Genomic DNA, 22,552 nt, shown 5'->3' with positions numbered 1-22,552 from the left:
CGATAGACGAACGGGCCACATGGCTGTGAGCGGTTGATTAGGCAATCTGCGCCCGCCGCGCAAGCAGAAATTAAGCCTTGGGCAAATAATATTTTGTGCTTTTGACGGTTAAGCCGCTGCCGCATCTTCCAACCGCAACTGAACGGTTTGACGTCCGCGCCATGTGTTAATCTCCAGCCGCCCGGCAAGGTGAAAACGTTTGCCTCCGTGGTTCTCCAGTGCAGAACCCAAAGCTCCGTCGAAAGCACCGAAACAAATCGCCTCCAACGGCGCGCTGCCCGTTTCGGAAAAACTCAGTTTCAAGTGGTTTTCGCCCACGCGTTTGGTGAATTTGATAGCCATATCAGCAAAGACAAAGCGTGGGGCAGGGGCGCTGGCGCCAAATGGTCCCGTGCGCTCGATCATCTCGATTAACTCAACTGTGGCGGCAGTTGGCATCAACAACCCGTCAATGCTCAAATCCGCAGCCCCCGCCAGATGCGCTCCCTGTTTTTCCAGCAATTCGGTCAACCGCAGCATGGCAGCCTCTAGCTTATCCTCGCGCACTGTTAGACCTGCGGCCATTTTGTGACCACCTCCCTTTTCCAGCAACCCTTCTGCCGCCAAGCGCTGGATGGGTTGGCCAAGATCAATGCCTGAAACGGAGCGTCCTGAGCCTTTGCCGATGCCATTCTCCAGACCAATCACAAGGCTCGGCCGTCCTGATGCCTCCTTTAACCGCGAGGCGACGATGCCGACCACGCCAGGATGCCAATCCGCACCCGCAGCCCACACCAAAGCACTGTCCATCCCACGGGCCTCGGCCTGGGCCAGCGCCGCCGCGCGCACGCTGGCTTCGATGTCGCGTCGCTCTGAATTCAAACGGTCCAATCGCTCGGCCAAGGCTGCCGCTTCATGCACGTCCGGCGTGGCCAAAAGCCGAGCCCCAAGATCCGCCGCACCGATTCTGCCGCCGGCATTCACCCGAGGACCAAGCATATACCCGAGGTGGTAAGATGTGGGCGCGGTGTCCATTCCGGCTATATCCGCCAGAGCTGCCAAACCGGGCCGCTCGCGCCGCGACATAACCCGCAATCCTTGACGCACGAACGCTCGGTTGACGCCAACAAGCGGTGCCACATCGGCGACTGTTGCAAGAGCGACCAGATCCAGCATAGCCATCAGGTCCGGTCTCGATTGACCAGCTACGCGCAGTTGCCGACCCAGTTCGACCAATAGCAAGAACACAACCGCTGCCGCGCACAGATGAGCAAGTTCGCCGGATTCATCCTGCCGGTTCGGGTTTACGACGGCCACGGCGTTCGGCAAATTTTCTGGGCCCAGATGGTGGTCCAGCACCAGAACATCCGCACCCTCTGCGGCTGCAATCGGCCCGTGCGACAGGGTTCCACAGTCCACGCAGATGATGAGGTCATGGGTCTGCGCCAATCGCGCCATGGCTTCTTCATTGGGGCCGTAGCCTTCGTCGATCCGATCCGGCACGTAGAGCGTCGCGCTGTGGCCCATGGCGCGCAACCAGACCAGCAACAGGGCCGCAGACGCGCCCCCGTCGACGTCATAATCGGCAAATATCGCAATGGGCTCGCGCGATTTCAAAGCCGAGAGCACGCGCGTCGCTGCCAACGCCATGTCTTTCAGCTGGTGAGGGTCCGGTAGCAAATCCCGCAAGGAAGGTGCCAGAAACGCCTCTGTCTCATGGGGCGGAACGTGACGCCGCGCTAACACCTGCGCCACGGAAAGGGGCAGCCCCGAATGCTGAGATATGGCTTCCGCAGCGCGCTCTATCTCAAGAGGCGGGCCGATCCACCGGCGCCCGCTGAGGCTTTGATCCACACCGAGGAAACTCACGCTGAAACGCGCAGCCGTCGGCTACTGTGTGTCAACGGGCGTGCGGTAATTGATGCGGCGTACCGATCCGGTCTTAGAGCGCATGATCAGCGTCTCGGTGGTCATCCAGCCGGGTTCGCGTTTCACTGATGGAAGAATGTTACCGTCAGTCACACCTGTTGCGGCAAAGATGACGTCTTCAGTGACCATTTCGTCTCGGTGATAAATGCGGTCAAAATCGGTGATGCCAGCCTTGCTGGCACGTCCGCGCTCGTCGTCATTTCTAAAAAGCAAACGGCCATACATCTGACCCCCCATGCATTTGAGCGCTGCTGCTGCCAGAACACCCTCGGGCGCCCCGCCAGCGCCCATATACATGTCAATGCCGGTATTGGGCTCTGCGCAATGCATCACACCTGCCACATCGCCATCGGTGATCAGGCGGATCGATGCGCCGGTGGCGCGGACTTCGGCAATCATCTCCTCATGTCGCGGACGTTCCAAAATGCAGACAGTAATATCTGAAGTGGCGCAACCTTTTGCGCTGGCCAGCGCAGCAACACGTTCGCCCGGCGTCATTTCCAGCGTCACCACGTCCGCCTCATACCCGGGACCAATGGCCAGTTTGTCCATGTAAACGTCCGGCGCATGCAGCATTGACCCACGCGGACCCATCGCGATGACGGTGAGCGCATTGGGCATGTCCTTGGCAGTCAGGGTTGTGCCTTCCAATGGGTCGAGCGCAATGTCCACGCCGGGGCCGTTTCCGGTGCCTACCTCTTCGCCGATATAGAGCATCGGTGCTTCGTCCCGTTCGCCTTCGCCGATCACCACGACGCCGGCAATATCCAGCATGTTGAGTTGTTCGCGCATGGCGTTCACAGCGGCCTGATCCGCTGCTTTTTCATCACCATGACCAACCAGCCGAGCCGAGGCCAACGCCGCCGCTTCTGAAACACGGGCAAGGCCCAGAGAGAGCATACGATCCTGAAATTCGGCATTTGCTGGCATGTTGGTACTGTCCTTCTTTTGAAATTATAGCAGTAGGTTTAGCGGCGCGGTTCGGTCTGCACAACTCTGCGCCGGGCTGCAGCGGTCAAACAGGTTCGATGCGCAGCGCAACCGGGGTACCTGACAAGACACCTGTTCCGGTCATATCAGCTAGGGCGGCGTTCAATGCATCCGGCGTGGTTTTGTGGGTTACGATCAACACCGGTGCAGCGGTGTCTTCATGCCCGTATTGGCGCATCCTGTCGATGGAGACACCCGCGTCACCCAGCACAGACGCGATTTTCGCAAGCGCACCTGGTTTGTCTTCGAGCGACATACGCAGATAGTAGGGGGCCGGCAGTTGGGCATGCGCCGGAGTTGACGTCTTGAGCGCTGCTGCCGCGATGCCAAAGACTGGAGCCAGCGCGCCTTTTGCAATGTCACACACGTCCGCCATCACAGCACTTGCGGTAGGACCTTCACCGGCTCCGGGGCCGCGCAAAACAATTTGACCAACCGCGTCGCCTTCCAGCACAACCATATTGGTCCCACCGTCCAATTGACCCAATGGCGACGTTTCGGGCACCAGACACGGTTGCATACGTTGTTCCAATCCGCGGCCCGTCATCTGTGCAATGCCCAGCAGCTTGATCTTATACCCCATGTCGGCCGCCGCGCGGATGTCTTCTATGCTCACCCGGTCGATTCCTTCTAGCGTGATGCCATCAAAATCCACCTTGGTGCCAAAAGCCAACGAAGACAGAATAGCCAGCTTGTGAGCCGCATCAATGCCCCCCACGTCTAGCTGCGGATCGGCTTCCAGGTATCCCAGACCGTCTGCTTCCGCGAAGACCTCCGCATAGCTGAGACCCGCGTTTTCCATCCGCGTCAAGATGTAATTGCATGAGCCGTTCATGACGCCGATGACGCGCGTGACATCGTTCCCGGCCAGCCCTTCCATCAGCGCTTTGATCACCGGAATGCCGCCGGCAACTGCCGCCTCGTATCGCAGGGTTCTTTGCGCTGACTCTGCTGCTTCCGCGAGCGCATGGCCGTGAATGGCCAGCAGCGCCTTGTTGGCCGTTACTACATGTTTACCCGACGCCAATGCGGCCTCCACCGCATGTTTTGCAGTACCTTCATGACCACCGATCAGCTCGACAAATACGTCCACATCATCGCGCCGGGCCAAGGTAATGGCATCGTCTTCCCAGTCATATTGAGCGATCGGCAAGCCACGATCCTTGGATCTGTCGCGCGCCGACACCGCGGAAATCATGATCTCACGTCCAGTTCGCGCGGCAAGCATGGCACTGTGCTGCCGAACGATGCGCACCACACCGATACCAACTGTCCCCAGACCTGCAATACCAAGACGAAGCGGCTCAGACATGACGGTGAATCCTTTGATGTTTGGATAGGGGCATTCTTTCGCGCCGTTTAGCGGGTTCGATGGCCGCGTGCAACGCGCTTGGGTCTATTGTGGCGTTTCTGCCAGCCTGGCGCGGTCATTTTGATCCAGAACCGGGCGTTTCAGGTCCTCCGCGCGCGATTTCAATCCCGTCACCCGGTCGTCCAGCTGCTCCGTCGTTTCAATCGGCTCTGGTCCTGGACCGTTCAGCACATCGGCCAGTGGATCAAGCGGGATCAAATCCGGATAATCTGCGTCGCGTGCGACTTGGCTGGTTGCATCTTCGACTGCCGGAAATTGAACACAGCCAATGAGCGACATTGACGCGAAAAAAATAACAAGGATGCGCATAGTACTGGCTCCAATGAACCCAATCGTTTTGCCCGATGTAGGAACAGCGCGCAAGAAGGGTTTGTTTTGAACGCCCGTTCAGTTAATCTTGACACCATGGCGCGTACAGCAGGTTCACATTCCGAGTTCACAGGCCCCAGAGTGCGCGAGGTCGCGTTGCGGCTATTTGCGCAACATGGGTTTGCGGCCGTCTCGATGCGCCAGATTGCCAGCGATGTTGGGGTTCAAGTCGGAGCTCTTTACAATTACACGCCCGACAAACAAACCTTGTTGTTTGACTTGATGAAAGGTCACATGGAATCCCTGCTCGATGCGTTTGAGGACGATCCAGAAGCGAACCCGGCAACCCGGCTGCACCATTTCGTGCAATTTCATATCCGCTTCCACCACGACCGGCCTGATGAGGTGTTCATTGCCTACATGGAACTTCGGAACCTGACGCCAGAGAATTTTGGTGTGGTGGAGCGGCTGCGTCGGCAGTATGAAGATCGTCTTGAGAAGATTTTACAAGCAGGTGTCAAAGCAGGGTACTTTGAGGTTCCTGATACCAAAATTGCGACCTTGGCCGTTATTGCGATGCTCACAGGCGTCAGCACTTGGTTTCGAACGGGGGGACGTTTGTCGTTGGCCGATATCGAAGCGCAATACTGGCAAATGGTGCGTAAGGCTGTTTCTGTTTCCGGCGAACTCTCTAATGACCGGGTTTGATGAAGGTGCCATTGTTCAAATCACGCATAGCCTGATGTAATTCTTCCTGCGTATTCATCACAATCGGACCGTGCCATGCGACCGGCTCGTCAATCGGCGCTCCGGAGATCAGCAAAAACCGGATCCCCTCCGGCCCGGCCTGAACAGTCACCTCATCCCCTGTCCCGAAACGCACCAGGGTTCGATCGCCGGATAGATCACGGATATTGAGTTCTTCGCCAGCAACTTCCTTTTCGAGCAAAACGCCACTTGGCGGACTGGCGTCCGCGAATGCTCCAGAGCCTTCAAAAATATAAGCAAATGCCCGCCGGTACGTGTCAACGGAAAACGTCTTTTGCTGGCCAGGCGGGATGCAGATGTCCAAATACTGTGGGTCAGCAGCAATACCGTCGACGGGACCGGTTTTGCCCCAGAAGGTACCCGTAATAATCTTGACCGACGTCCCGTCATCGTCTGTCACCTGTGGTAAATCAGCGGCGGTCACATCCTGATAGCGGGGCGGCGTCATTTTCTGATCGCTGGGCAGATTGCCCCAAAGCTGGAACCCGTGCATTTGACCCGACGCATTTCCGTTTGGCATCTCCTGATGCAAAATGCCTGAACCGGCCGTCATCCATTGCACGTCGCCTGCGCCGAGCGTGCCCAGATTGCCCAGCGAGTCGCCATGGGCCACGCTGCCTTCGAGAACATAGGTGATGGTTTCAATGCCACGATGCGGGTGCCAGGGGAATCCCTTTTCGTAGTCTTCCGGGTGATCGTTGCGGAAATCGTCGAACAGTAGAAATGGATCTAATTCCGTAGGGTCCTGAAATCCAAACGCGCGGTGCAGTTTGACACCTGCTCCTTCCAGAGTCGGCCGCGCCTTTCGGGTTTCAATCGTAGGCCTAAGTGACATGTTATGCCTCCTGCTTTGTAATAAGCTTCAGATAGAGTTGACGATCGCAGCAACCATTCCGCAGGAGCGAACGTACGTTGTGCAGACGCGCGCAATTCAAAATACATCATAATAAGTGATGATACTCATGACATACATTCGTTTTAAGAATTTATTGAAGTTGTCTATATCAGAGTTGTCCCGCTTATGGGCCAATGATTGGAAGGAAAACACATGGTTTTTGAAGCAACGGTTCAGGAAAGACATGTTTTGCAGCCAGCTCTGCGCGGCACGGCAAAGACACTGATGATGCTCACTGTCGGTGTCTTCATCGGCTTGATGTTGGCCGAAACATCGACAAATGAACACGCGGAAACGGGCTATTTTACAACCGGTGAAATTGTAGGCGAAGACTGGCACGGAAATGTGCGCCGCTCTTCACATGTGCAATAACAGACTGTGATGCACGCCAGAAATAGAATGTCCCGGGCGATTTCTGAAAAGTATCGCCCGGTATAAACAAGCCAAAGACAGCACCACCATAGCGCGACGTCAAACTTTCCAAGATTTAACGTCTCAAGCAATCCTGGAGGTCGCAAACAGACGCGATCTGCCGTGGAACCCAGACCAACTTGCTTCGAACGCTCGGTGTTGGAGGCTCAAATGAACGTTGGATTTATCGGTCTGGGAAATGTGGGGGGAAAGCTTGCGGGCTCCCTCATTCGCAATAACATCGACGTGCAGGTGTATGATCTCAATGTGGAATTGGTTGCTGAAAAGGTGACCCAAGGAGCGGTAGATGGTCAGAACCCCGGCAAAATGATGCAAGCTTGTGACGCCGTGATTACCTGTCTGCCATCGCCTGCAGCCTCGGCTGCCGTTTTGGAAGAGCTTTTGCCTCATGTCGTACCAGGAAAAATCTGGATGGAGATGTCGACAACCGATGCCGCCGAAGTCAAACGCCTCGGGAGCCTGGTTGCTGAACGCGGGGGGTCTGCTGTTGATTGCCCAGTGTCAGGAGGTTGCCACCGCGCCGATACGGGAAATATTTCCATCTATGCCGGATGCGACAGGGACATCTTTGACCGGGTACTTCCGATACTGACCTGCATGGGGCGGCGCATTTTGCACGTGGGCGCGATCGGAGACGCCAGCATTCTCAAGGTGATGACGAATTATTTGGCGACGGCCAACTTGTTGACCCTATGCGAAGCCTTAACCGTGATGAAGGCTGCAGGCATGGATCTTGCCATGACCTATGAGGCGGTTGCGATGTCGTCCGGCACCTCATTCGTACATGAAACCGAGAGCCAGTTGATTCTCTCCGGTGCACGTGATGTGAATTTCACAATGGACCTCGTGCAAAAGGACATCGGGCTGTTTCAAAAGATTGCAGATCAACAGAGCGTGCCTTTGGAAATATCACCGCTGATGATTCAGATGATGTCGGACGGGCAACGCCGCTTTGGCGAAAAAGCGCAGTCGGATCGGATGATTGAACGGCTGGAAGAGGCGACCGGTCTTAGCATTCTCGCGGACGGTTTCCCGCAAGAATTGATCGATGAAGAACCTGAGGAACGCGGCTACGAAGTGATACCCAACCGTTAAACCAGAATGCCTTGCGCGCTCAACGTTGATTTTCCGCCCAAATAAGGCTTGAGCACAGGGGGCAGGGCGACCGACCCGTCAGGCTGTTGCCCGTTTTCCAGAACTGCGATCAGGCAGCGCCCGACGGCCAGTCCTGAACCGTTCAAGGTATGCACGAATTGAGGTTTGCCGCCATCAGCAGGTTTAAATCGCGCATTCATCCGACGTGCTTGAAAATCGCCAGTGGTCGAAACCGACGATATTTCGCGATAAGCGTTTTGCCCCGGCAACCAGGCCTCGATGTCGAAGGTCCGCCGCGCACCAAACCCCATGTCGCCGGTGCACAAGAGCACAGTGCGGTAAGGAATCGACAAACGTTCGAGCAGGTCTTCAGCACAACGCAACATGCGTTTTTGTTCTGTTTCTGACTGGTCGGGGTGAGTCACGGACACCATCTCGACCTTCTCGAATTGATGCTGGCGCAGCATGCCGGCGGTATCGCGACCGGCGCTGCCAGCTTCGGAACGAAAACACAAGGTATGTGCCGTCATACGACGGGGCAGGTCGCTTTCATTTAATACATCACCTGCAACGGAAAAGGTCAGCGTAATCTCGGAGGTTGAAATTAGCCAGGCCCCATCGGTGGTTTGGTAACTGTCTTCCGCAAACTTGGGCAATTTGTCGGTGCCATACATCGCCTCGTCCCGGACCAGAACCGGACAGTTGATCTCCGTCAGCCCGTTTGCGTCAACATGTGTGTCGACCATGAACTGGGAAAGGGCACGGTGAATACGTGCCACGGCACCCTTGAGCATCACAAAGCGCGCGCCGGACGTCTTAGCCGCAGTTTCAAAATCCATTGATGCTGCGACACCGGCAATGTCGAAATGCTCTTTTGGCGCAAATGCAAAATCGGGCACGCCGCCCCATTTATTGATTTCCACGTTGTCATTTTCATCGGCACCGTTTGGCACATCATCCGCCGGCAAATTGGCGATCCATGCGAGTTTGTCGGCCAGTTGTGCATCCAGGTCCTTGGCTTCCGCATGCATCCTCGTGACTTCAGCCTTCTTTTCGCCGACCAGCGCGCGCAAACGTTGGAATTCGGCCTCATCACCCGAGGCCTTGGCGGCCCCGACCAGTTTTGAAGCCTTGTTCTGTTCAGATTGTGCGGTCTCTGCAGCGTTGATCTTGGCGCGTCGCGCCGCGTCCAGTGCCAGAATTTCAGATGAAACGGGGGCATCACCACGACGTGCTATAGCTGCGTCAAAAGCATCAGGGTTCTCACGAATAGCGCGAATATCATGCATTGCGGTTGTCCTTGCATCTGAGTCGTCATTGAAAGAGCTTATTACCGATCTTTCGGCGACACGTAACCATCTGAATGCACGGAGTGTTCAACCTTTGGGATCGGCAACCGCCGCCCGGTCCATGGCAGCACGCCAATGCGACATGACCCAATCCCCCACAGGCACGGCCAAAGCGCGCGGCGACGTGCCACCAATGCGGGCGGCCACAACCGCAACCACAGTCCAGTCGTCTCCCACAGCAACCAGCACCGGACCGCCGGAATTGCCAGAAATCACCTCGCAGTCCAATACCACAACAACGGGATTTCTTTCTGGTTCGCTGTCGCAATCAAATTGTCCGTTTATGACGTTGGGGCGCTTTCTGTGGTATCCTAAAATAGCCATTTGGCCCAGGCGTAGCGCTTCATGGCTATTTGGGGCCAGAGGCACTACCTGCCGGGTTTGAATCGGTTCTCTCAGTTTCAAAACGGCGATGTCATATTGGAACTGATCGTCGCCTTGCGCGCTGGAATAACGAGGGTGAATAAAGGTTTCCGTGGAAAGCCGGTGCGCGGCAAAACTGCCGCGATCCCAGCCGGCTACAAAATGCCGCCCGCTTGAGGTGCCTGAAATCTTGCCAGCGCAATGCGCGGCGGTCAGCACCAGATCAGGCGCGATAAGTGTCCCTGTGCAAGAGGCCTTTCCGCGATAACCAGCCGCGTTGACCAGACCTATTGCAGTCCAGTTCTTGCGGTCTTCCAGATTTAACGCAGGCATAGGGTCAGCGCGCGCAATGATAGATAAACAGAGCATTGCAGCAACGGCGCATAAACGAAGGAAAACAGTAGTGCTAAACCGGAGCATGGGCCCTCACAATAAACCGACAGATGGGGTCAGAGTGCACTGATTTGGGACGCGCGCCAAGAGCCTTGCACGTGCAGCGTACCAAGCGCTAAGCCATTCGCTTTTCCTTAACGCCATCCCTTGCAAACCAGTGTCTCAGCCCATAGGTTCCGCAAAATTCTCGCCTCACTGTTGTGTCGGCGCACCTTACTCAGAAGGACCTTTTTCATGGAAGCATTCGCGCAATTTGTGCCTCTTATTCTGATCTTCGCGATCATGTATTTTCTGCTCATTCGCCCACAACAGAAAAAAGTCAAAGAGCATCAGGCAATGGTTGCCGCACTGCGCAGGGGAGATCAGGTGGTGACCCAAGGTGGTATTGTGGGCAAGGTCGTCAAAGTTAAAGACGACGGCGAATTGGAGCTTGAAATTGCTGATGGCGTTAAGGTTCGCGTCATCCAATCCACCATCGCAACGGTGATGTCCAAAACGGATCCCGCCAAATAAATTCGCTCCCGATACCACGCTGAAAAGGCGCCTCCATGCTGCAAATCGATCTTTGGAAGCGGATCACCATATGGCTGACCTGTGCTGTCGGCCTATGGCTTGCCCTGCCAAACGCCTTTTACACAAATGTCGAAAAACACAATGATGCCATTGCCGCTTTTGAATTGAGCGGTGGTACGGCCGAGTTGAGCGCCGATAAAGCGCTGTGGCCCGAATGGATGCCGTCTGGTCTGGTCAATCTGGGTCTTGATTTACGCGGTGGGGCGCATCTTTTGGCGGAGGTCAAGGTTGAAGATGTTTACGCTGCACGGATGCAAGCTGCCTGGCCCGAAATTCGTGATGCATTGCGACCTGAACGCAATACAGTGGGTACTATTCGCCTGCAACCTTCGCCAGACGATGAGGTGCGCGTTCGGATCAGCCAACCAGATGGCATGGCACGCGCGCTCGAAATTGTGCGCGGTCTGGCGCGACCTGTGCAAACAATTACCGGTGTTGGCGCAAACGACATTGAGGTACGCGCAGAAGACGATCTCTTGATTGTCAACCTTTCGGAGGCTGAAAAACTGGCGACCGACGAACGCACGGTTCAGCAAAGTCTGGAAATCATACGCCGCCGTATCGACGAAGTTGGCACGCGCGAGCCGACCATCCAGCGTCAAGGTGCAGATCGGATTCTCATCCAGGTCCCGGGCGTCGGATCAGCAGGCGAGTTGAAAGAAATCATTGGCACCACTGCACAGCTTACATTCAACCCGGTCGTGACACGCGGCACGGACGGCAATGCGGCGGCTGGCATCGGCAACAAAATCGTGCCCTCGATTGACGAGCCCGGCACCTTCTACACCATCGAGGCCGCACCGGTGGTCACGGGAGAGGAGCTCGTCGACGCCCAGCCCGCATTTGATCAAAACGGGCGCCCGGCTGTAAATTTCCGTTTCAATACATCCGGCGCCCGCAAGTTTGGCGACTACACCGCCGAAAACATCGGCTCGCCCTTTGCCATCATCCTGGATGATGAGGTCGTCAGTGCGCCCACGATCCAAAGCCATATTCCAGGTGGATCCGGGATCATCACAGGGCGGTTCAGCGTCGAGGAATCGACCAATTTGGCGGTCTTGCTGCGCGCGGGGGCTTTGCCTGCCGGGCTCGAATTTCTCGAAGAACGCACAATTGGACCCGAATTGGGCCAGGACAGCATTGATGCCGGTAAGGTCGCCACCATCGTGGCCTTCCTCGCTGTTTTGGTTTTCATGGGCCTGAGCTATGGGCTATTTGGTCTCTTCGCCAATATCGCGCTCATCATCAACATCGGACTTATCTTTGGATTGCTGAGCCTCGTCGGCGCGACGCTGACGCTGCCGGGAATCGCTGGTATCGTTCTGACCGTGGGCATGGCGGTAGACGCTAATGTGTTGATTTTCGAACGTATTCGAGAAGAGCTTAAAACCTCAAAAGGCCCGGCGCGCGCCATTGAATTGGGATATGAGAAGGCGTTGAGCGCCATTCTGGATGCGAATATCACAACCTTTATAACGGCTGTGATCCTCTTCGCGATGGGTTCTGGGCCGGTGCGCGGGTTTGCCATTACCCTTGGTCTGGGTATCCTGACATCGGTCTTTACCGCCATTTTCGTGACGCGTCTCATTATCGTGATGTGGTTTGAGCGCCGCCGCCCCAAAACAATCGAGGTCTGACATGCGTCTGCGACTGGTCAAACAGAACACGAACTTCGATTTCTTCAAACGCTGGAAGATGTGGCTTGGTATTTCGGCCTTGATGACAATCGTGGCATTTACGTCCTTCATGATCCAGGGATTGAATTTCGGCATCGATTTCAGAGGCGGCACGACGATCCGGACGGAGAGCACGCAATCGGTGGACATTGGTGTTTACCGCGACGCATTGACGCCGCTGGAACTGGGGGATGTTTCGATCACCGAAGTCTTCGACCCGCAGTTTGCCGCTGACCAGAACGTGGCGATGATCCGGATAGAAGCGCAAGAAGGTGATCAGGCTGTGCAAAGCCAATTGATTTCTGACATTGGGACAGCGCTTCAAGCCGCCGACCCCGGACTTAAGCTGCCCTTCGCGTCCGTTGAATCGGTCGGACCAAAAGTGTCGGGCGAACTGATCCAGACCGCTGCCATCGCTGTTGTGCTCGCCATCGGTGCGGTTCTGATCTACATCTGGTTGCGTTTTGAATGGCAGTTTGCCTTGGGGGCAGTCTTGGCATTGATACATGATGTTATTTTGACCATCGGGATCTTTTCCGAGCTGCAGATTCGCTTTGATTTGGCGATCATAGCCGCCTTGTTGACCATCGTGGGATATTCGCTGAATGATACGGTAGTCGTTTTTGACCGCGTCCGGGAAAATCTGCGAAAATACAAGAAAAAGCCACTGTCCGAGGTTCTAAATATCTCGATCAATGAAACGCTAAGCCGTACTTTTATGACCTCCGTGACGACGCTTTTGGCCCTGATTGCACTCTTTGTGCTGGGCGGTGATGTGATCCGCGGCTTTGTTTTCGCGATGATCTGGGGCGTGATAGTGGGAACGTACAGCTCCATTTTTGTTGCCTCTGCGGCGCTGCTTTATCTTGGGGTCAAGCGCGACTGGTCCAAACCGGATGCCAACTCCGGCAATCAATACGCCAATATAGATGCTTGAAGCGCTCGCGGGCGTTTTCCAAACAGAGGGGCTTTTATGGCTTTTGACGGGCGTGGTCGCAGCCGGTCTGGTACGCGGTTTTGCCGGTTTTGGCAGCGGTATGATTATCATGCCTGTTGCATCCGCCGTCCTCTCACCCGTCGCTGCAGTCACATTCATGATGATGGCCGAACTCTTGGGACCTTTACCAAATTTACCAGCCGCATGGCGTGATGGAGCGCCGCGTGACGTAGCGCGATTGATGTTCGGTGCCATCCTGACGGTGCCCCTTGGCATTCTGTGCTTGTCGATCATAGATGCTAACGTCTTCAGTTGGGCGGTTTCTGTTTCCGTATTCATCCTATTGGCGCTCTTGATAAGCGGATGGCGATACAAGGGCGACCTGACCGCAAAAATGACCATTCTTACCGGGGGGCTTGGTGGTTTCATGGGTGGATTTGCGGGGGTGCCAGGCCCACCTGTCATCATGTTGTATATGTCCAGTCGGCTGCCCATTGCGGTTATACGAGCCAACTTTCTTCTCTATTTGCTAGCCATTGATGCGGTGATGATCGCAGTTTTCTTTGCGCTCGATCTCTTTATCTGGAAAATCGCATTGCTGGGGTTGATGGCGGGCATTCCGAATGTCATTGCCAATATGATCGGCGCCCTGTTGTTCAATCCCGATGCCGAGCGGATTTTTCGAATGATTGCCTACCTTGTGATTGCCGCTTCGGCTATTCTGGGTTTGCCGATCTGGAACTAGGAGGGTTCATGCGCCTCAATGAAATCTCATTTACCGATGCAAAACCTGTCGAGGGTTATGGCCAAGGCTTTTTCCGCATTGGCGGCGAAGTCTTCCACGGGCCTGTAATAGCTGGCCCTAAGGGAACGGTGCCTTGGCGCGGATATGATGATCGTGACCCGCTGTTGGCCTTAAAGGGCGAAATCGACGTTCTTTTTGTCGGTACAGGCTCTGAGATCACCCATTTACCCACTGACCTGCGGGATCTGCTGGAAGAGGCGGGTTTGGGCGTTGAAGTCATGGCCTCGCCTGCAGCTTGCCGTACCTACAATGTGCTTCTGAGCGAAGGACGCCGTATTGCCTTGGCCTTGCTGCCAGTGTGATCGGGCTTTTGTGCACCGCCCGCTTGAGTTAACCCTGTACCATGACGTTAATAACCCGTGATCTTTGCGTGGCACGCGGCGGTGTTCCCGTACTTGAAGGACTGTCTTTCACACTCGAACCCGGGCAGGCCCTGATCCTGCGCGGTCCTAACGGATCAGGCAAAACAACATTGCTGCGCACCCTGGCCGGCTTGCAACCCCCTTTGGCAGGCCAAATCGAAGGTGCCGAAGACACCATTGCATATGCAGGTCACTCCGATGGGTTGAAAACGATGCTCTCTGTCGTCGAAAACCTGTCTTTTTGGGCGGATGTCTTTGGCCAAGTTGATATTGCGCCCGCGATCGAAGCATATTCATTGCAGGACCTCAAAGACCGTCTTGCGCTCTCTCTTTCAGCCGGCCAGAAACGCAGGCTCGGACTGGCTCGAATGCTGGTCACAGGCCGACCGATTTGGATGATGGATGAACCCACCGTTTCGCTGGACAAAGAGGCCGTGACGCAATTTGCCAACGTCGTGCGTCATCATTTGCATGGCGGTGGTTCCGCGTTGATTGCCACTCACATCGACCTTGGTCTGGAAGCTGCCGTGCTCGATGTCACACCCTATCGCGCCGCGCTCGATTTGCGGGCCGGGGCCAGCGATGAGGCATTTTTGTGAAGGCGCTGCTCAGACGTGATCTGATGCTGGCTTTTCGCGCGGGCGGCGGATTTGGTTTGGGTCTTGCGTTTTTTCTGATCGTGACCGTGCTGGTGCCATTTGGTGTCGGACCGAATGCAGAACTCCTGTCGCGCATTGCGCCAGGCATCTTATGGCTGGGCGCACTGCTTGCGTGTCTCTTGTCCCTGGATCGCTTGTTGGCGCTGGATTGGGAAGACGGCACACTCGATTTACTGGCCACATCGCCACTGCCACCGGAAGCTGGTTTGAGCATCAAGGCGCTGGCCCATTGGATCAGTACCGGCCTGCCATTGGTTCTAGCGGCACCTGTTTTGGGCGTTCTACTCAACCTGCCCGCGGCAGGATATGGTTGGCTGGTGCTATCGTTGTTCTTGGGTACGCCCGCGCTGTCGGTGATTGGCACCTTTGGCGCAGCGCTCACAGTGGGGGTCAAACGGGGCGGCTTGCTGCTATCTTTGCTGGTGCTACCGCTCTATGTGCCAACACTGATATTCGGAGCCGAAGCCGCACGGCGTGGTGCGACAGGCATGGACCCGACGACGCCTTTGTTGATGCTGGCAGGGATCACCGCCGGTGTGATCGCCATCATGCCTTTTGCCTCTGCTGCTGCCCTCCGGGTGAACTTGCGGTGAAGCAGAACATTTGCCCATTGAGCCAAAGCGCAAGAAAGCATAGATTCGCCCGATGACAGCAACCGAAAATACGCCAACACCCAAACGCCCTTCGGGATTTTGGAGCTATGCCAATCCGGTGAAATTTCTGCGCTTGAGCCAACGCCTCTTGCCCCTGTTCTGGACGCTTGCTGCGGTCTCTTTGACTGTCGGATTGATCTGGGGTTTCTTCTTTACGCCAAACGCCGACAAATTCGAAGCTACCGTCAAAATCATATATCTGCATGTACCCTCTGCTTTGATGGCGATCAACGCTTGGTTCATGATGCTCGTGGCCTCTTTGATCTGGTTGATCCGCAGGCATCATGTCTCGGTGCTGGCCGCGAAAGCAGCAGCCCCCGTGGGCGTGGTCATGACGTTGATTGCTCTTTTTACCGGCGCGATCTGGGGTCAACCCATGTGGGGCACGTGGTGGGCATGGGACCCGCGGCTGACGTCCTTTCTCATCCTTTTCTTGTTTTATCTTGGCTACATCGCTTTGTGGGAAGCCATTGAAGACCCGGACACTGCCGCTGATCTGACGTCCGTTTTGTGCCTTGTCGGTTCGGTTTTTGCGGTTCTGTCTCGCTATGCGGTGAACTTCTGGAACCAGGGTTTGCATCAGGGCGCTTCGCTGAGCCTCGACAAGGAAGAAAACGTGGCTGATGTCTTCTACTTCCCGCTTTTGGTCTGCATCGCGGGTTTTGTCTTTCTATTCCTGGCGCTGGTGCTTTACCGAACGGGCACAGAAATCAGACTGCGCCGCGCGCGCGCGTTACAGGCCCGTGAGGTGCGCAGCTAATGCCTGATCTTGGGAAATATGCCGATGCCGTGCTCTCTGCTTATGGGGTGTCCATATTCCTGCTTTTGCTGCTGGTGATTTTCACACTGCGCAAAGGGCGCACTGCGCGGGACGCGCTGCAAAGCATCGAGAAGAGGATCAAGCCGAATGGGTAAAATCTCGCCTTTGATGATTGCGCCGCCGGTTATTTTTGCCGCTTTCGTGGCCATGGCAGGTATTGGCATGTACCGTGATGACCCAAGCCGTTTACCCTCTACAATGATCGGAAAAACAGCGCCGGACATAACTCCGGTCGCCTTGGGAGATTATGCCCCGGTGACGCCTGCTGCGACGGCCACCGGAGAAGTAACACTGGTGAATTTCTGGGCCAGTTGGTGCCCTCCATGCCGGGCCGAGCATCCAAATCTGCTCAAGATGGCCGACGAAGGCATGCCCATCATCGGTGTGAACTTCAAAGATACCGAAGGACCTGCGACGACTTACCTGGCATCAGACGGAAATCCCTTTTCTGCGGTTGGATATGACCCGCAAGGTCGCACAGCGATTGATTGGGGTGTCACCGCGCCGCCTGAAACTTTTATCCTGGATGCGCAAGGCACGGTGTTGTTTCGTTTCGCAGGGCCGCTGGTTGGAAGCGACTATGAGCAACGCTTTCTACCTGCACTTCGGGAAGCAATGACCAACCAGTAAGCGATGCAGAGCAAGTTCCTTTCGCGTAGGCTTTCCGGCATTCTTCGTATTCAAAAACTGGTTTGGATGGTAGCAGTCTGATTTCGAGCCATTCTTCCGGAACCTGTGTCCCCTTGGCAAAATCATCCATTCTGCGGGACGCCAGTTTCCGCATGCGTCATTTTTTTCCAAACATCCGTAATGGCTTCAATCGCCAACATGACATCCTCGCGCTTCGTATCAAATTGACCGACCTGAAAACGAATAATCGCCCGGCCGTCGTGCGCGCCCTGCGTCAGGTAAATGCGCCCATCGTCATTCAGTGCATCAACCAGCTTTTGCTGGTTGGCATCGTTTCCCGGACAACGAAATGAAAACAAGCTCAGCATGGGTTCTGTGACGATTTCAAACCCGGCCATTTTTCGAATGGCCTCACAGGTTTCTCTTGACCAAATAACGTGATTTCGAATTCGGGAACGCAGACCTTCCAGCCCATAGGCACGTATCAAAAACCAGATCTTGAGGGCGCGGAACCTGCGCCCTAGTGGAATTGTCCATTCAGAATAGTTGATAACATCCTTGCCCGGCGTCTGCAAAAATTCAGGTACAATTTTCAATGTGTTGATTTGCGGCATCGGGTCACGCAGGAACTGCACTGAACAATCAAATTGCGCACCAAGCCACTTGTGCGGGTTGAAAACAATACTGTCGAATTGGTCCACGCCATGCCAGAACGCCTCTCGGAATTCCGGACAAATCATGGCTGAACCGGCCCATGCGGCATCCAGATGCGTATAGAGGCCTTCTATTTGGGCTACGCCTGCGATCTCATCCAATGCGTCCCAAGCGCCAATGCCGGTGCCGCCTGTTATGGCGATAATGCCTGCCGGGATATGTCCCGCCGCACGGTCCTCAGCAATGCGTTGTCGAAGGTCATCGGTGTCCATGCCAAACCCCAAGCCCGCTGACTTTGAGGGAATTTTGACCAGGTTGCTTTGACCAATACCTGCCACCCAACAGGCCCGATCGATGGAGGAATGAACCTGATCCGAGCAATAAATCCGGAGTTTTCCCTTGTCGGATAACCCATCACGATTTCCGGTGAAGCCTGTGGCGCGTTCTCGCATGGTCAGGACGGCGGATAACGTCGCCGAAGAAGCACTATCCTGAATCACTCCGGTATAGCCCGGTGGGAGTCCCAGGGCCTGCCTGAGCCAATCAATCATCACACCCTCCATTTCTGTTGCGGCGGGTGAAGTTTGCCAAAGCATGCATTGACTTGCGATTGTCGTCACCAGCATATCTGCCAACATGGACGGTGGTGCGGCATTGGCCGGAAAATAGGCAAAAAATCTCGGGTGCTGCCAATGCGTCATGCCCGGCATCACAATGCTTTCAAAGTCGGAAAGGATGTCTTCCATCGTCTCGCTTGTTTCAGGTGGCGAACCAGGCAGCTGTTTTGAGATGTCGCCCGGAACGATTTGCGCTCTGACGGGACGGTCTCTTATCGTGCTGTGATAATCAGCGGCCCAATCGGAGATCTCCTTGCCCCAATGTGCAAATTCGTTCCAATTCATCTGGTGCTCCCCGCTCAGTTTTCGTCCCCAAGAGTGGCATGTCTGCATGGCAGATTGTAAGACACGATTTTCCTTGCATGAGATGACAAACGGATTTGTGCATCAGCATCTCAAAACTGGATAAACTGGGGCAATCAATGATTGCTAATTTCGAGCGCGGCATCCTTTCCCAATTGCGCTCATGTGAACTTGAGGACCATATGTCGTTGCTCGTAAGGACATTGGATAAATGAGCTGGCTTCAATGGAAAACATTGGGCGTTCGAAACATAAAGTAGAAATGCTCAGTGCCAAAGGCTGCCTTTTCTTTGCAGGTTGTTAAACCTTGAGGCTGAAAGCGCTTAGTGTGAAAAGCAACCCGGAACAATTCGGGTGACATCGCTTCGGTCAAAGTGGTCATGATTTTTTTAAAACGGGCAAGTTCGTGACAACCGGTCTGAGCATAAGTTTCTGTATTGCATTTGACGGTGTGCTCTAAGGACATCAAACCATAGAGCAATTCCGAACCAGCGTGCTTCGACGTGCGTAGGCGCGCTTACCTCATCAGCACGCGCCCTGCAAAAATCTAAGCGAGAAAGTCGTCTTCGATGAGGATACGCTCAAATTCCACAGCGCCTAAGGTGATCTCCAGTTTACCGGTTGTTCCGATCTCCACCCGGTCAAAGGATGTGTCACTCGCCAAGTCATACGAGACAGTTTTGTTGTCTATCGCAAGTAGGACGCTCTCCGTTTGGACATCGTTTTCAAAGAACGTCAAAGCGACGTCACCCGCACCTTTGACTTTTGCAAACTCAAACCCTACTTCGAGCGCGTCACCGAGGCCGCTGGACTCTTCGAGTTCGATACTAAGCGTTTCCCTGTCGTCTAGCATTTTCTTTTCGTTTGAGAACCATCTGTCGCCCCGAAGCGAAGCCACACCGATACCTTTGCCCAAGGTAGAGATATACGAAGGACTAAAGGCAAGGCCGTCATCGCTTTTGATCGTGATCCCTGCACTGTCGACCTCAATGTCGCGCTGAAGAAAACCCAATCGTTGGCTATCGATTTTCTCGCCCTCAACTGAGTAGACCAGTTTGTCCAGAAAACGACGTTCCACGAAGTCCAGCCGGGCGGCGACTGTGACCAGTGCTTCGTTCAGATCGAGCCCGATGATCAAGGGATCATGATCAGAGGCGGCAAAAACGTCAGCACCATTGAAATAGGACGCATCCTTGAACTCAGACGAGTAGTTGAGCAAGTCTGGTTCATCCGCCGCGATGTGCCACTCCGCGACACCTGTAATGTTGTCCAGAATACCTTCGCTTGCCAGACCATAATCGAGTGTCCCTCGTTGGCCATCAAACACGAAGCTATAGGCATCTTCACCGACAAAACTTTCAGCCAGATCTGTGTACCCTGCGGTCTCCAGCGTGGTGACCGGATTTTCCTGCGCATAGGCATTTAAATCTCCGAGGATGAGAACATTGGAGGTGTCCGCAGCGCCAGTTGGGTTTGTCTTCAACCACTCGTCCAATTCGGCCGAAGCGTCCGCACGCACCTGGTTCCAAAACGCCTGCCCATCGCCTTGATCAAAGTTTGGATCAGCCCGCAGTGCGTCGATCAACACTTGAGGCGCGCCGGCATTTTCGGCGTCTTGCACCACATCTTCCAGATTGCTGTCGCCTTTGGATTTGAAGTGGTTGGACACCACGGTCACCTGATTGCCTGCCGCATCTTCGAAAGTCGCGGCGACAGCCGGGCGGTTGCGTTGAAAATCCCCGACCTGATCATCGCTGGAAGCAAATGCGTTGAGTTCCTCAGCTATCGCTAAGGTCGTGGCCGCGCTCTGTTCCTCAAAAACACGGATTTGTGCGTCGCCGACAAGGGACACAGCATCAGGCTTGTAGATGATGCCGGTGGTGATGGCATCGGACCCGATGAAGCCGCTATTGGTACCGGAAGGCTCGACAAAGGCATAGGTGCCAGGCGCGGTCGCCTGGTTCAGGGCATTGACCAGCGTCACAATCGCAGCGTCTGTACCGAATCCATTGTTTTCCAACTCTTGGAGCCCGATGATGTCCGCATCGATTGCCGTCAGCGCATTTACGAGTTTCTGGGTTTGTCGGTCCTGGTCGACCTGCGTCACGGCACCGCGTGGGTCCAAGTCACCATTTGGCCCGGTTTGCGCTCCGTCATCCAGCGTCGTGAAGTAATTCAGAACATTAAAACTTGCGACTTTCAGATCGCCGCCCACCTCTGGCACCACTGTCGGGCGCGGATTGGCATCAATGGTGTCCAGCGGTTCGGACACTTGCAAGCGAAAAGCGCCAAATTCGAAGTCCATGATGCCTTCGATCGTCCCAAGTTCGGTGCCAAGCCTCAGTTGCGGGGCGCTGGCGTCGAACGTTGTCGGATTGGCCGGGTTGCCATCGGTTCCTGCCAGCAAACGGTACACATCCGGGTTGGACCCCGTTGCGCTGTCATCAATGATCAACCGGCTTTCTGCGTTGCTGAGCGCCAGTGCTTCGATCTCAGCCTGCTGTGTTTCAGGGTCGAAAATTTGCGTGGGCTGGATCAGATTGCCTTCAGCAACCTGAATTTCGCCAAAACGATCCAGATTGAAATTGGTCACCACAGTTAGGGGTGCTGCACCGGGTTCAGACAGGAGTTCTACCCGCATGCCTTCCACAGCCTCAAAGTCAGGCCCGATGCCCAGTGTTATGGCGACCGCTGTGGGCAGTGCATTCCCGCTGTTGATGATGATCGCTTCAGACGCAGCAATTTGTGTCTTGCCAAAGCGTTCTTCGACCTCTCCGGTCACTTGCAGCTTATCACCTACTGCCACTGTGGCGTCAGGGTCGAAAACAAAGATGCCTTCCGAAGTGGCGGCATCGGCATCGGCATCCGCGTCTTCTTCTTGCAGGTAGTAGCCTTGCACGTTGCTGTCTGCATCAAAGAAGAGGCCGGTAACAATTGCCTCTACCGTCACTTCCTCACCTACCAGCGCCGATGCGTCGCCACTGCCTTGAACTTCGTGAATTTTTTTCAAAGTGACGTCGTTGTCGCCGATGGTGACTGTCAAAGACGGCACTGCCAACCCGTCGTAATCAAGATCTGCGCTGGCGACGGAAAGACTGATATCACCAGCATGGGGATTGGTTTCATCTAAACTGTCATCAATGGCACGCACAAACACCTGAGTTTGCGTTTGGCTGTCAGCGAGCGCGACATTGATGCTGGAGGCGAAATTCACCCCGTCAAGACTGACCTCGCTCTGCGCGTCAGCTACGACTGCAACGGTCACAGTGTCCGCAGGGTCCGTGGTAAGACCCAACGTAAAAGTATCCGTCTCGGAGCCGCTTTCATTGACGTTGAGCCCGTCGCCAGTTGCGACCAAAACAGCGGGTGGCGTGACACCACCAGACTGTCCAACGATCTGGATGTCGTCGAGTGCGATATCCTCATCGCCGCTATCGAGATCAAAAGTGATCCGCAGATCCAGCAACGTCCCGGCACCGGCAATGGTCGCCGTCAATCTCTGGAACGTGCTGGTGATTTCAAGACCGTCGCCATCGCCGTCAAAATCGGTGTCGACGGCAGGGGGCGCATTGAAAGCGCTGCCATTGGGAACGCTCTCTATTGCCAGAAGGTTTTGAAAACCGCCACCATCAATCTGATACTCAACCCTGACCGAGTCGCTGAGATCCCAGTCCTGATTGGTGCCATCGTCATCTTCAGCCACCAAGGCCGAGAATGTCAGATCTTGCAGTCCCGCAATATCTAGCCCATTGAAATTAAGCGTTTGCAGTGATGCGGCCCCTTCACCGTCAATATCTTGAGCTCCAAAAAAGAAATCACCGTCGGCTCCTGTTACTTCGTAAAAACTGCCGATATTCGAGCCATCTGTTCGGGTAAAAAAGTCGCCAAAACCGTCTGAGAATTCAGGCACAGAAGTGGTGTAACGTGTCCCGTTTCCGTCGGTTTCAAAGCTTTCTGTGAGAATGGTAGCCATCGCATTATGTCCCTGTG

Annotated in this window: 22 protein-coding genes; 13 read left to right on the top strand and 9 right to left on the bottom strand. The window is 55.1% G+C overall.

Annotated features, from left to right (window positions below; all coding sequences use genetic code 11):
* Window positions 1-108: 108 nt before the first annotated feature.
* The 4 genes from recJ to AB8B75_RS15660 form a co-directional block, all read right to left on the bottom strand.
* Window positions 109-1,848, bottom strand: a complete 1,740-nt coding sequence (recJ, locus tag AB8B75_RS15675) for a single-stranded-DNA-specific exonuclease RecJ (protein ID WP_405363634.1) — start codon at window positions 1,846-1,848, stop codon at window positions 109-111.
* A 21-nt stretch (window positions 1,849-1,869) separates the two neighbouring features.
* Entirely contained in the window at window positions 1,870-2,838 is a 969-nt protein-coding gene (gene glpX, locus AB8B75_RS15670) for a class II fructose-bisphosphatase (RefSeq protein WP_405363632.1), read from the bottom strand.
* Window positions 2,839-2,923: 85 nt separating this feature from the next.
* Window positions 2,924-4,210, bottom strand: coding sequence for a homoserine dehydrogenase (locus tag AB8B75_RS15665; protein ID WP_405363631.1), 1,287 nt, complete (start codon window positions 4,208-4,210; stop codon window positions 2,924-2,926).
* Between the two features lie 84 nt (window positions 4,211-4,294).
* Window positions 4,295-4,579 (bottom strand): hypothetical protein, encoded by a 285-nt coding sequence (locus AB8B75_RS15660; RefSeq protein ID WP_405363629.1) that lies wholly within the window; start codon window positions 4,577-4,579, stop codon window positions 4,295-4,297.
* 96 nt (window positions 4,580-4,675) lie between these two features.
* Here AB8B75_RS15660 and AB8B75_RS15655 point away from each other — a divergent pair, with 96 nt between their 5' ends.
* Complete coding sequence (locus AB8B75_RS15655; RefSeq protein WP_405363642.1) at window positions 4,676-5,287, top strand: TetR/AcrR family transcriptional regulator; 612 nt, start codon at window positions 4,676-4,678, stop codon at window positions 5,285-5,287.
* On the opposite strand, the gene AB8B75_RS15650 is transcribed toward AB8B75_RS15655, so the two are convergent.
* Complete coding sequence (locus AB8B75_RS15650) at window positions 5,271-6,182, bottom strand: pirin family protein (protein ID WP_405363627.1); 912 nt, start codon at window positions 6,180-6,182, stop codon at window positions 5,271-5,273. The two genes, AB8B75_RS15655 and AB8B75_RS15650, sit on opposite strands and share 17 nt — an antisense overlap.
* Window positions 6,183-6,395: 213 nt before the next feature.
* Between AB8B75_RS15650 and AB8B75_RS15645 the strand changes: the two genes are divergently transcribed.
* On the top strand, window positions 6,396-6,614 hold the full coding sequence (locus AB8B75_RS15645; protein WP_405363626.1) for a hypothetical protein: 219 nt from the start codon (window positions 6,396-6,398) through the stop codon (window positions 6,612-6,614).
* 210 nt (window positions 6,615-6,824) lie between these two features.
* Window positions 6,825-7,769, top strand: coding sequence for an NAD(P)-dependent oxidoreductase (locus AB8B75_RS15640; RefSeq protein ID WP_405363625.1), 945 nt, complete (start codon window positions 6,825-6,827; stop codon window positions 7,767-7,769).
* Here AB8B75_RS15640 and serS read toward each other — a convergent pair.
* Window positions 7,766-9,058 carry a serine--tRNA ligase gene (gene serS / locus AB8B75_RS15635; RefSeq protein WP_405363623.1) on the bottom strand — a complete coding sequence of 431 codons (1,293 nt, stop codon included), beginning with the start codon at window positions 9,056-9,058 and terminating at the stop codon, window positions 7,766-7,768. The genes AB8B75_RS15640 and serS overlap by 4 nt on opposite strands.
* Window positions 9,059-9,145: 87 nt before the next feature.
* The gene (locus AB8B75_RS15630; RefSeq protein WP_405363621.1) at window positions 9,146-9,814 is read right to left on the bottom strand and encodes a trypsin-like serine peptidase; all 669 of its coding nucleotides are present in this window, start codon (window positions 9,812-9,814) and stop codon (window positions 9,146-9,148) included.
* A gap of 294 nt (window positions 9,815-10,108) precedes the next feature.
* Here AB8B75_RS15630 and yajC point away from each other — a divergent pair, with 294 nt between their 5' ends.
* The 10 genes from yajC to AB8B75_RS15580 are packed head-to-tail and all read left to right on the top strand — an operon-like array spanning window position 10,109 to window position 16,989.
* Entirely contained in the window at window positions 10,109-10,387 is a 279-nt protein-coding gene (yajC, locus tag AB8B75_RS15625; RefSeq protein WP_405363620.1) for a preprotein translocase subunit YajC, read from the top strand.
* A gap of 35 nt (window positions 10,388-10,422) precedes the next feature.
* Window positions 10,423-12,084, top strand: a complete 1,662-nt coding sequence (gene secD / locus AB8B75_RS15620; RefSeq protein ID WP_405363618.1) for a protein translocase subunit SecD — start codon at window positions 10,423-10,425, stop codon at window positions 12,082-12,084.
* A 1-nt stretch (window position 12,085) separates the two neighbouring features.
* The gene (gene secF, locus AB8B75_RS15615; protein WP_405363616.1) at window positions 12,086-13,060 is read left to right on the top strand and encodes a protein translocase subunit SecF; all 975 of its coding nucleotides are present in this window, start codon (window positions 12,086-12,088) and stop codon (window positions 13,058-13,060) included.
* Window positions 13,053-13,805 (top strand): TSUP family transporter, encoded by a 753-nt coding sequence (locus AB8B75_RS15610; protein ID WP_405363614.1) that lies wholly within the window; start codon window positions 13,053-13,055, stop codon window positions 13,803-13,805. The genes secF and AB8B75_RS15610 overlap by 8 nt, the downstream gene beginning before the upstream one ends.
* A gap of 8 nt (window positions 13,806-13,813) precedes the next feature.
* Entirely contained in the window at window positions 13,814-14,167 is a 354-nt protein-coding gene (locus tag AB8B75_RS15605) for an Mth938-like domain-containing protein (protein ID WP_405363613.1), read from the top strand.
* A 41-nt stretch (window positions 14,168-14,208) separates the two neighbouring features.
* Window positions 14,209-14,826: a heme ABC exporter ATP-binding protein CcmA gene (gene ccmA, locus AB8B75_RS15600; protein WP_405363612.1), complete on the top strand. Its 618-nt coding sequence runs from the start codon at window positions 14,209-14,211 to the stop codon at window positions 14,824-14,826.
* Window positions 14,823-15,479 (top strand): heme exporter protein CcmB, encoded by a 657-nt coding sequence (ccmB, locus tag AB8B75_RS15595; RefSeq protein ID WP_405363611.1) that lies wholly within the window; start codon window positions 14,823-14,825, stop codon window positions 15,477-15,479. The genes ccmA and ccmB overlap by 4 nt, the downstream gene beginning before the upstream one ends.
* Window positions 15,480-15,531: 52 nt before the next feature.
* Entirely contained in the window at window positions 15,532-16,299 is a 768-nt protein-coding gene (locus tag AB8B75_RS15590; RefSeq protein WP_405363610.1) for a heme ABC transporter permease, read from the top strand.
* Window positions 16,299-16,454 (top strand): heme exporter protein CcmD, encoded by a 156-nt coding sequence (gene ccmD, locus AB8B75_RS15585; RefSeq protein WP_405363609.1) that lies wholly within the window; start codon window positions 16,299-16,301, stop codon window positions 16,452-16,454. The genes AB8B75_RS15590 and ccmD overlap by 1 nt, the downstream gene beginning before the upstream one ends.
* A complete protein-coding gene (locus AB8B75_RS15580) occupies window positions 16,447-16,989 on the top strand; it encodes a DsbE family thiol:disulfide interchange protein (protein ID WP_405363608.1) in 543 nt (180 codons plus the stop codon). Before ccmD ends, AB8B75_RS15580 begins: the two co-directional genes overlap by 8 nt.
* 122 nt (window positions 16,990-17,111) lie before the next feature.
* Here the strand turns inward: AB8B75_RS15580 and AB8B75_RS15575 are convergent, their stop codons facing one another.
* Complete coding sequence (locus AB8B75_RS15575; protein WP_405363607.1) at window positions 17,112-18,545, bottom strand: pyridoxal phosphate-dependent decarboxylase family protein; 1,434 nt, start codon at window positions 18,543-18,545, stop codon at window positions 17,112-17,114.
* A gap of 564 nt (window positions 18,546-19,109) precedes the next feature.
* On the bottom strand, window positions 19,110-22,535 hold the full coding sequence (locus tag AB8B75_RS15570) for an ExeM/NucH family extracellular endonuclease (protein ID WP_405363605.1): 3,426 nt from the start codon (window positions 22,533-22,535) through the stop codon (window positions 19,110-19,112).
* Between the last annotated feature and the right edge of the window lie 17 nt (window positions 22,536-22,552).

This window comes from Roseobacter sp., from assembly GCF_045106495.1.
GTDB lineage: Bacteria > Pseudomonadota > Alphaproteobacteria > Rhodobacterales > Rhodobacteraceae > Roseobacter.
The sequence above is the reverse complement of the archived record's forward strand: the minus strand, read 5'-3'. Positions and strand labels throughout refer to the sequence as shown.

What these genes read in the sequence shown, in the direction of transcription:
- AB8B75_RS15665 (WP_405363631.1), bottom strand. Translation starts at nt 4,210, where the DNA reads ATGTCTGAGCCGCTTCGTCTTGGTATTGCAGGTCTGGGGACAGTTGGT.
- AB8B75_RS15650 (WP_405363627.1), bottom strand. Translation starts at nt 6,182, where the DNA reads ATGTCACTTAGGCCTACGATTGAAACCCGAAAGGCGCGGCCGACTCTG.
- AB8B75_RS15610 (WP_405363614.1), top strand. Translation starts at nt 13,053, where the DNA reads ATGCTTGAAGCGCTCGCGGGCGTTTTCCAAACAGAGGGGCTTTTATGG.
- serS (WP_405363623.1), bottom strand. Translation starts at nt 9,058, where the DNA reads ATGCATGATATTCGCGCTATTCGTGAGAACCCTGATGCTTTTGACGCA.
- glpX (WP_405363632.1), bottom strand. Translation starts at nt 2,838, where the DNA reads ATGCCAGCAAATGCCGAATTTCAGGATCGTATGCTCTCTCTGGGCCTT.
- AB8B75_RS15655 (WP_405363642.1), top strand. Translation starts at nt 4,676, where the DNA reads ATGGCGCGTACAGCAGGTTCACATTCCGAGTTCACAGGCCCCAGAGTG.
- AB8B75_RS15590 (WP_405363610.1), top strand. Translation starts at nt 15,532, where the DNA reads ATGACAGCAACCGAAAATACGCCAACACCCAAACGCCCTTCGGGATTT.
- AB8B75_RS15630 (WP_405363621.1), bottom strand. Translation starts at nt 9,814, where the DNA reads ATGCCTGCGTTAAATCTGGAAGACCGCAAGAACTGGACTGCAATAGGT.
- secD (WP_405363618.1), top strand. Translation starts at nt 10,423, where the DNA reads ATGCTGCAAATCGATCTTTGGAAGCGGATCACCATATGGCTGACCTGT.
- AB8B75_RS15640 (WP_405363625.1), top strand. Translation starts at nt 6,825, where the DNA reads ATGAACGTTGGATTTATCGGTCTGGGAAATGTGGGGGGAAAGCTTGCG.
- secF (WP_405363616.1), top strand. Translation starts at nt 12,086, where the DNA reads ATGCGTCTGCGACTGGTCAAACAGAACACGAACTTCGATTTCTTCAAA.
- AB8B75_RS15605 (WP_405363613.1), top strand. Translation starts at nt 13,814, where the DNA reads ATGCGCCTCAATGAAATCTCATTTACCGATGCAAAACCTGTCGAGGGT.
- yajC (WP_405363620.1), top strand. Translation starts at nt 10,109, where the DNA reads ATGGAAGCATTCGCGCAATTTGTGCCTCTTATTCTGATCTTCGCGATC.
- AB8B75_RS15575 (WP_405363607.1), bottom strand. Translation starts at nt 18,545, where the DNA reads ATGAATTGGAACGAATTTGCACATTGGGGCAAGGAGATCTCCGATTGG.
- AB8B75_RS15645 (WP_405363626.1), top strand. Translation starts at nt 6,396, where the DNA reads ATGGTTTTTGAAGCAACGGTTCAGGAAAGACATGTTTTGCAGCCAGCT.
- ccmD (WP_405363609.1), top strand. Translation starts at nt 16,299, where the DNA reads ATGCCTGATCTTGGGAAATATGCCGATGCCGTGCTCTCTGCTTATGGG.
- AB8B75_RS15660 (WP_405363629.1), bottom strand. Translation starts at nt 4,579, where the DNA reads ATGCGCATCCTTGTTATTTTTTTCGCGTCAATGTCGCTCATTGGCTGT.
- ccmA (WP_405363612.1), top strand. Translation starts at nt 14,209, where the DNA reads ATGACGTTAATAACCCGTGATCTTTGCGTGGCACGCGGCGGTGTTCCC.
- AB8B75_RS15580 (WP_405363608.1), top strand. Translation starts at nt 16,447, where the DNA reads ATGGGTAAAATCTCGCCTTTGATGATTGCGCCGCCGGTTATTTTTGCC.
- AB8B75_RS15570 (WP_405363605.1), bottom strand. Translation starts at nt 22,535, where the DNA reads ATGGCTACCATTCTCACAGAAAGCTTTGAAACCGACGGAAACGGGACA.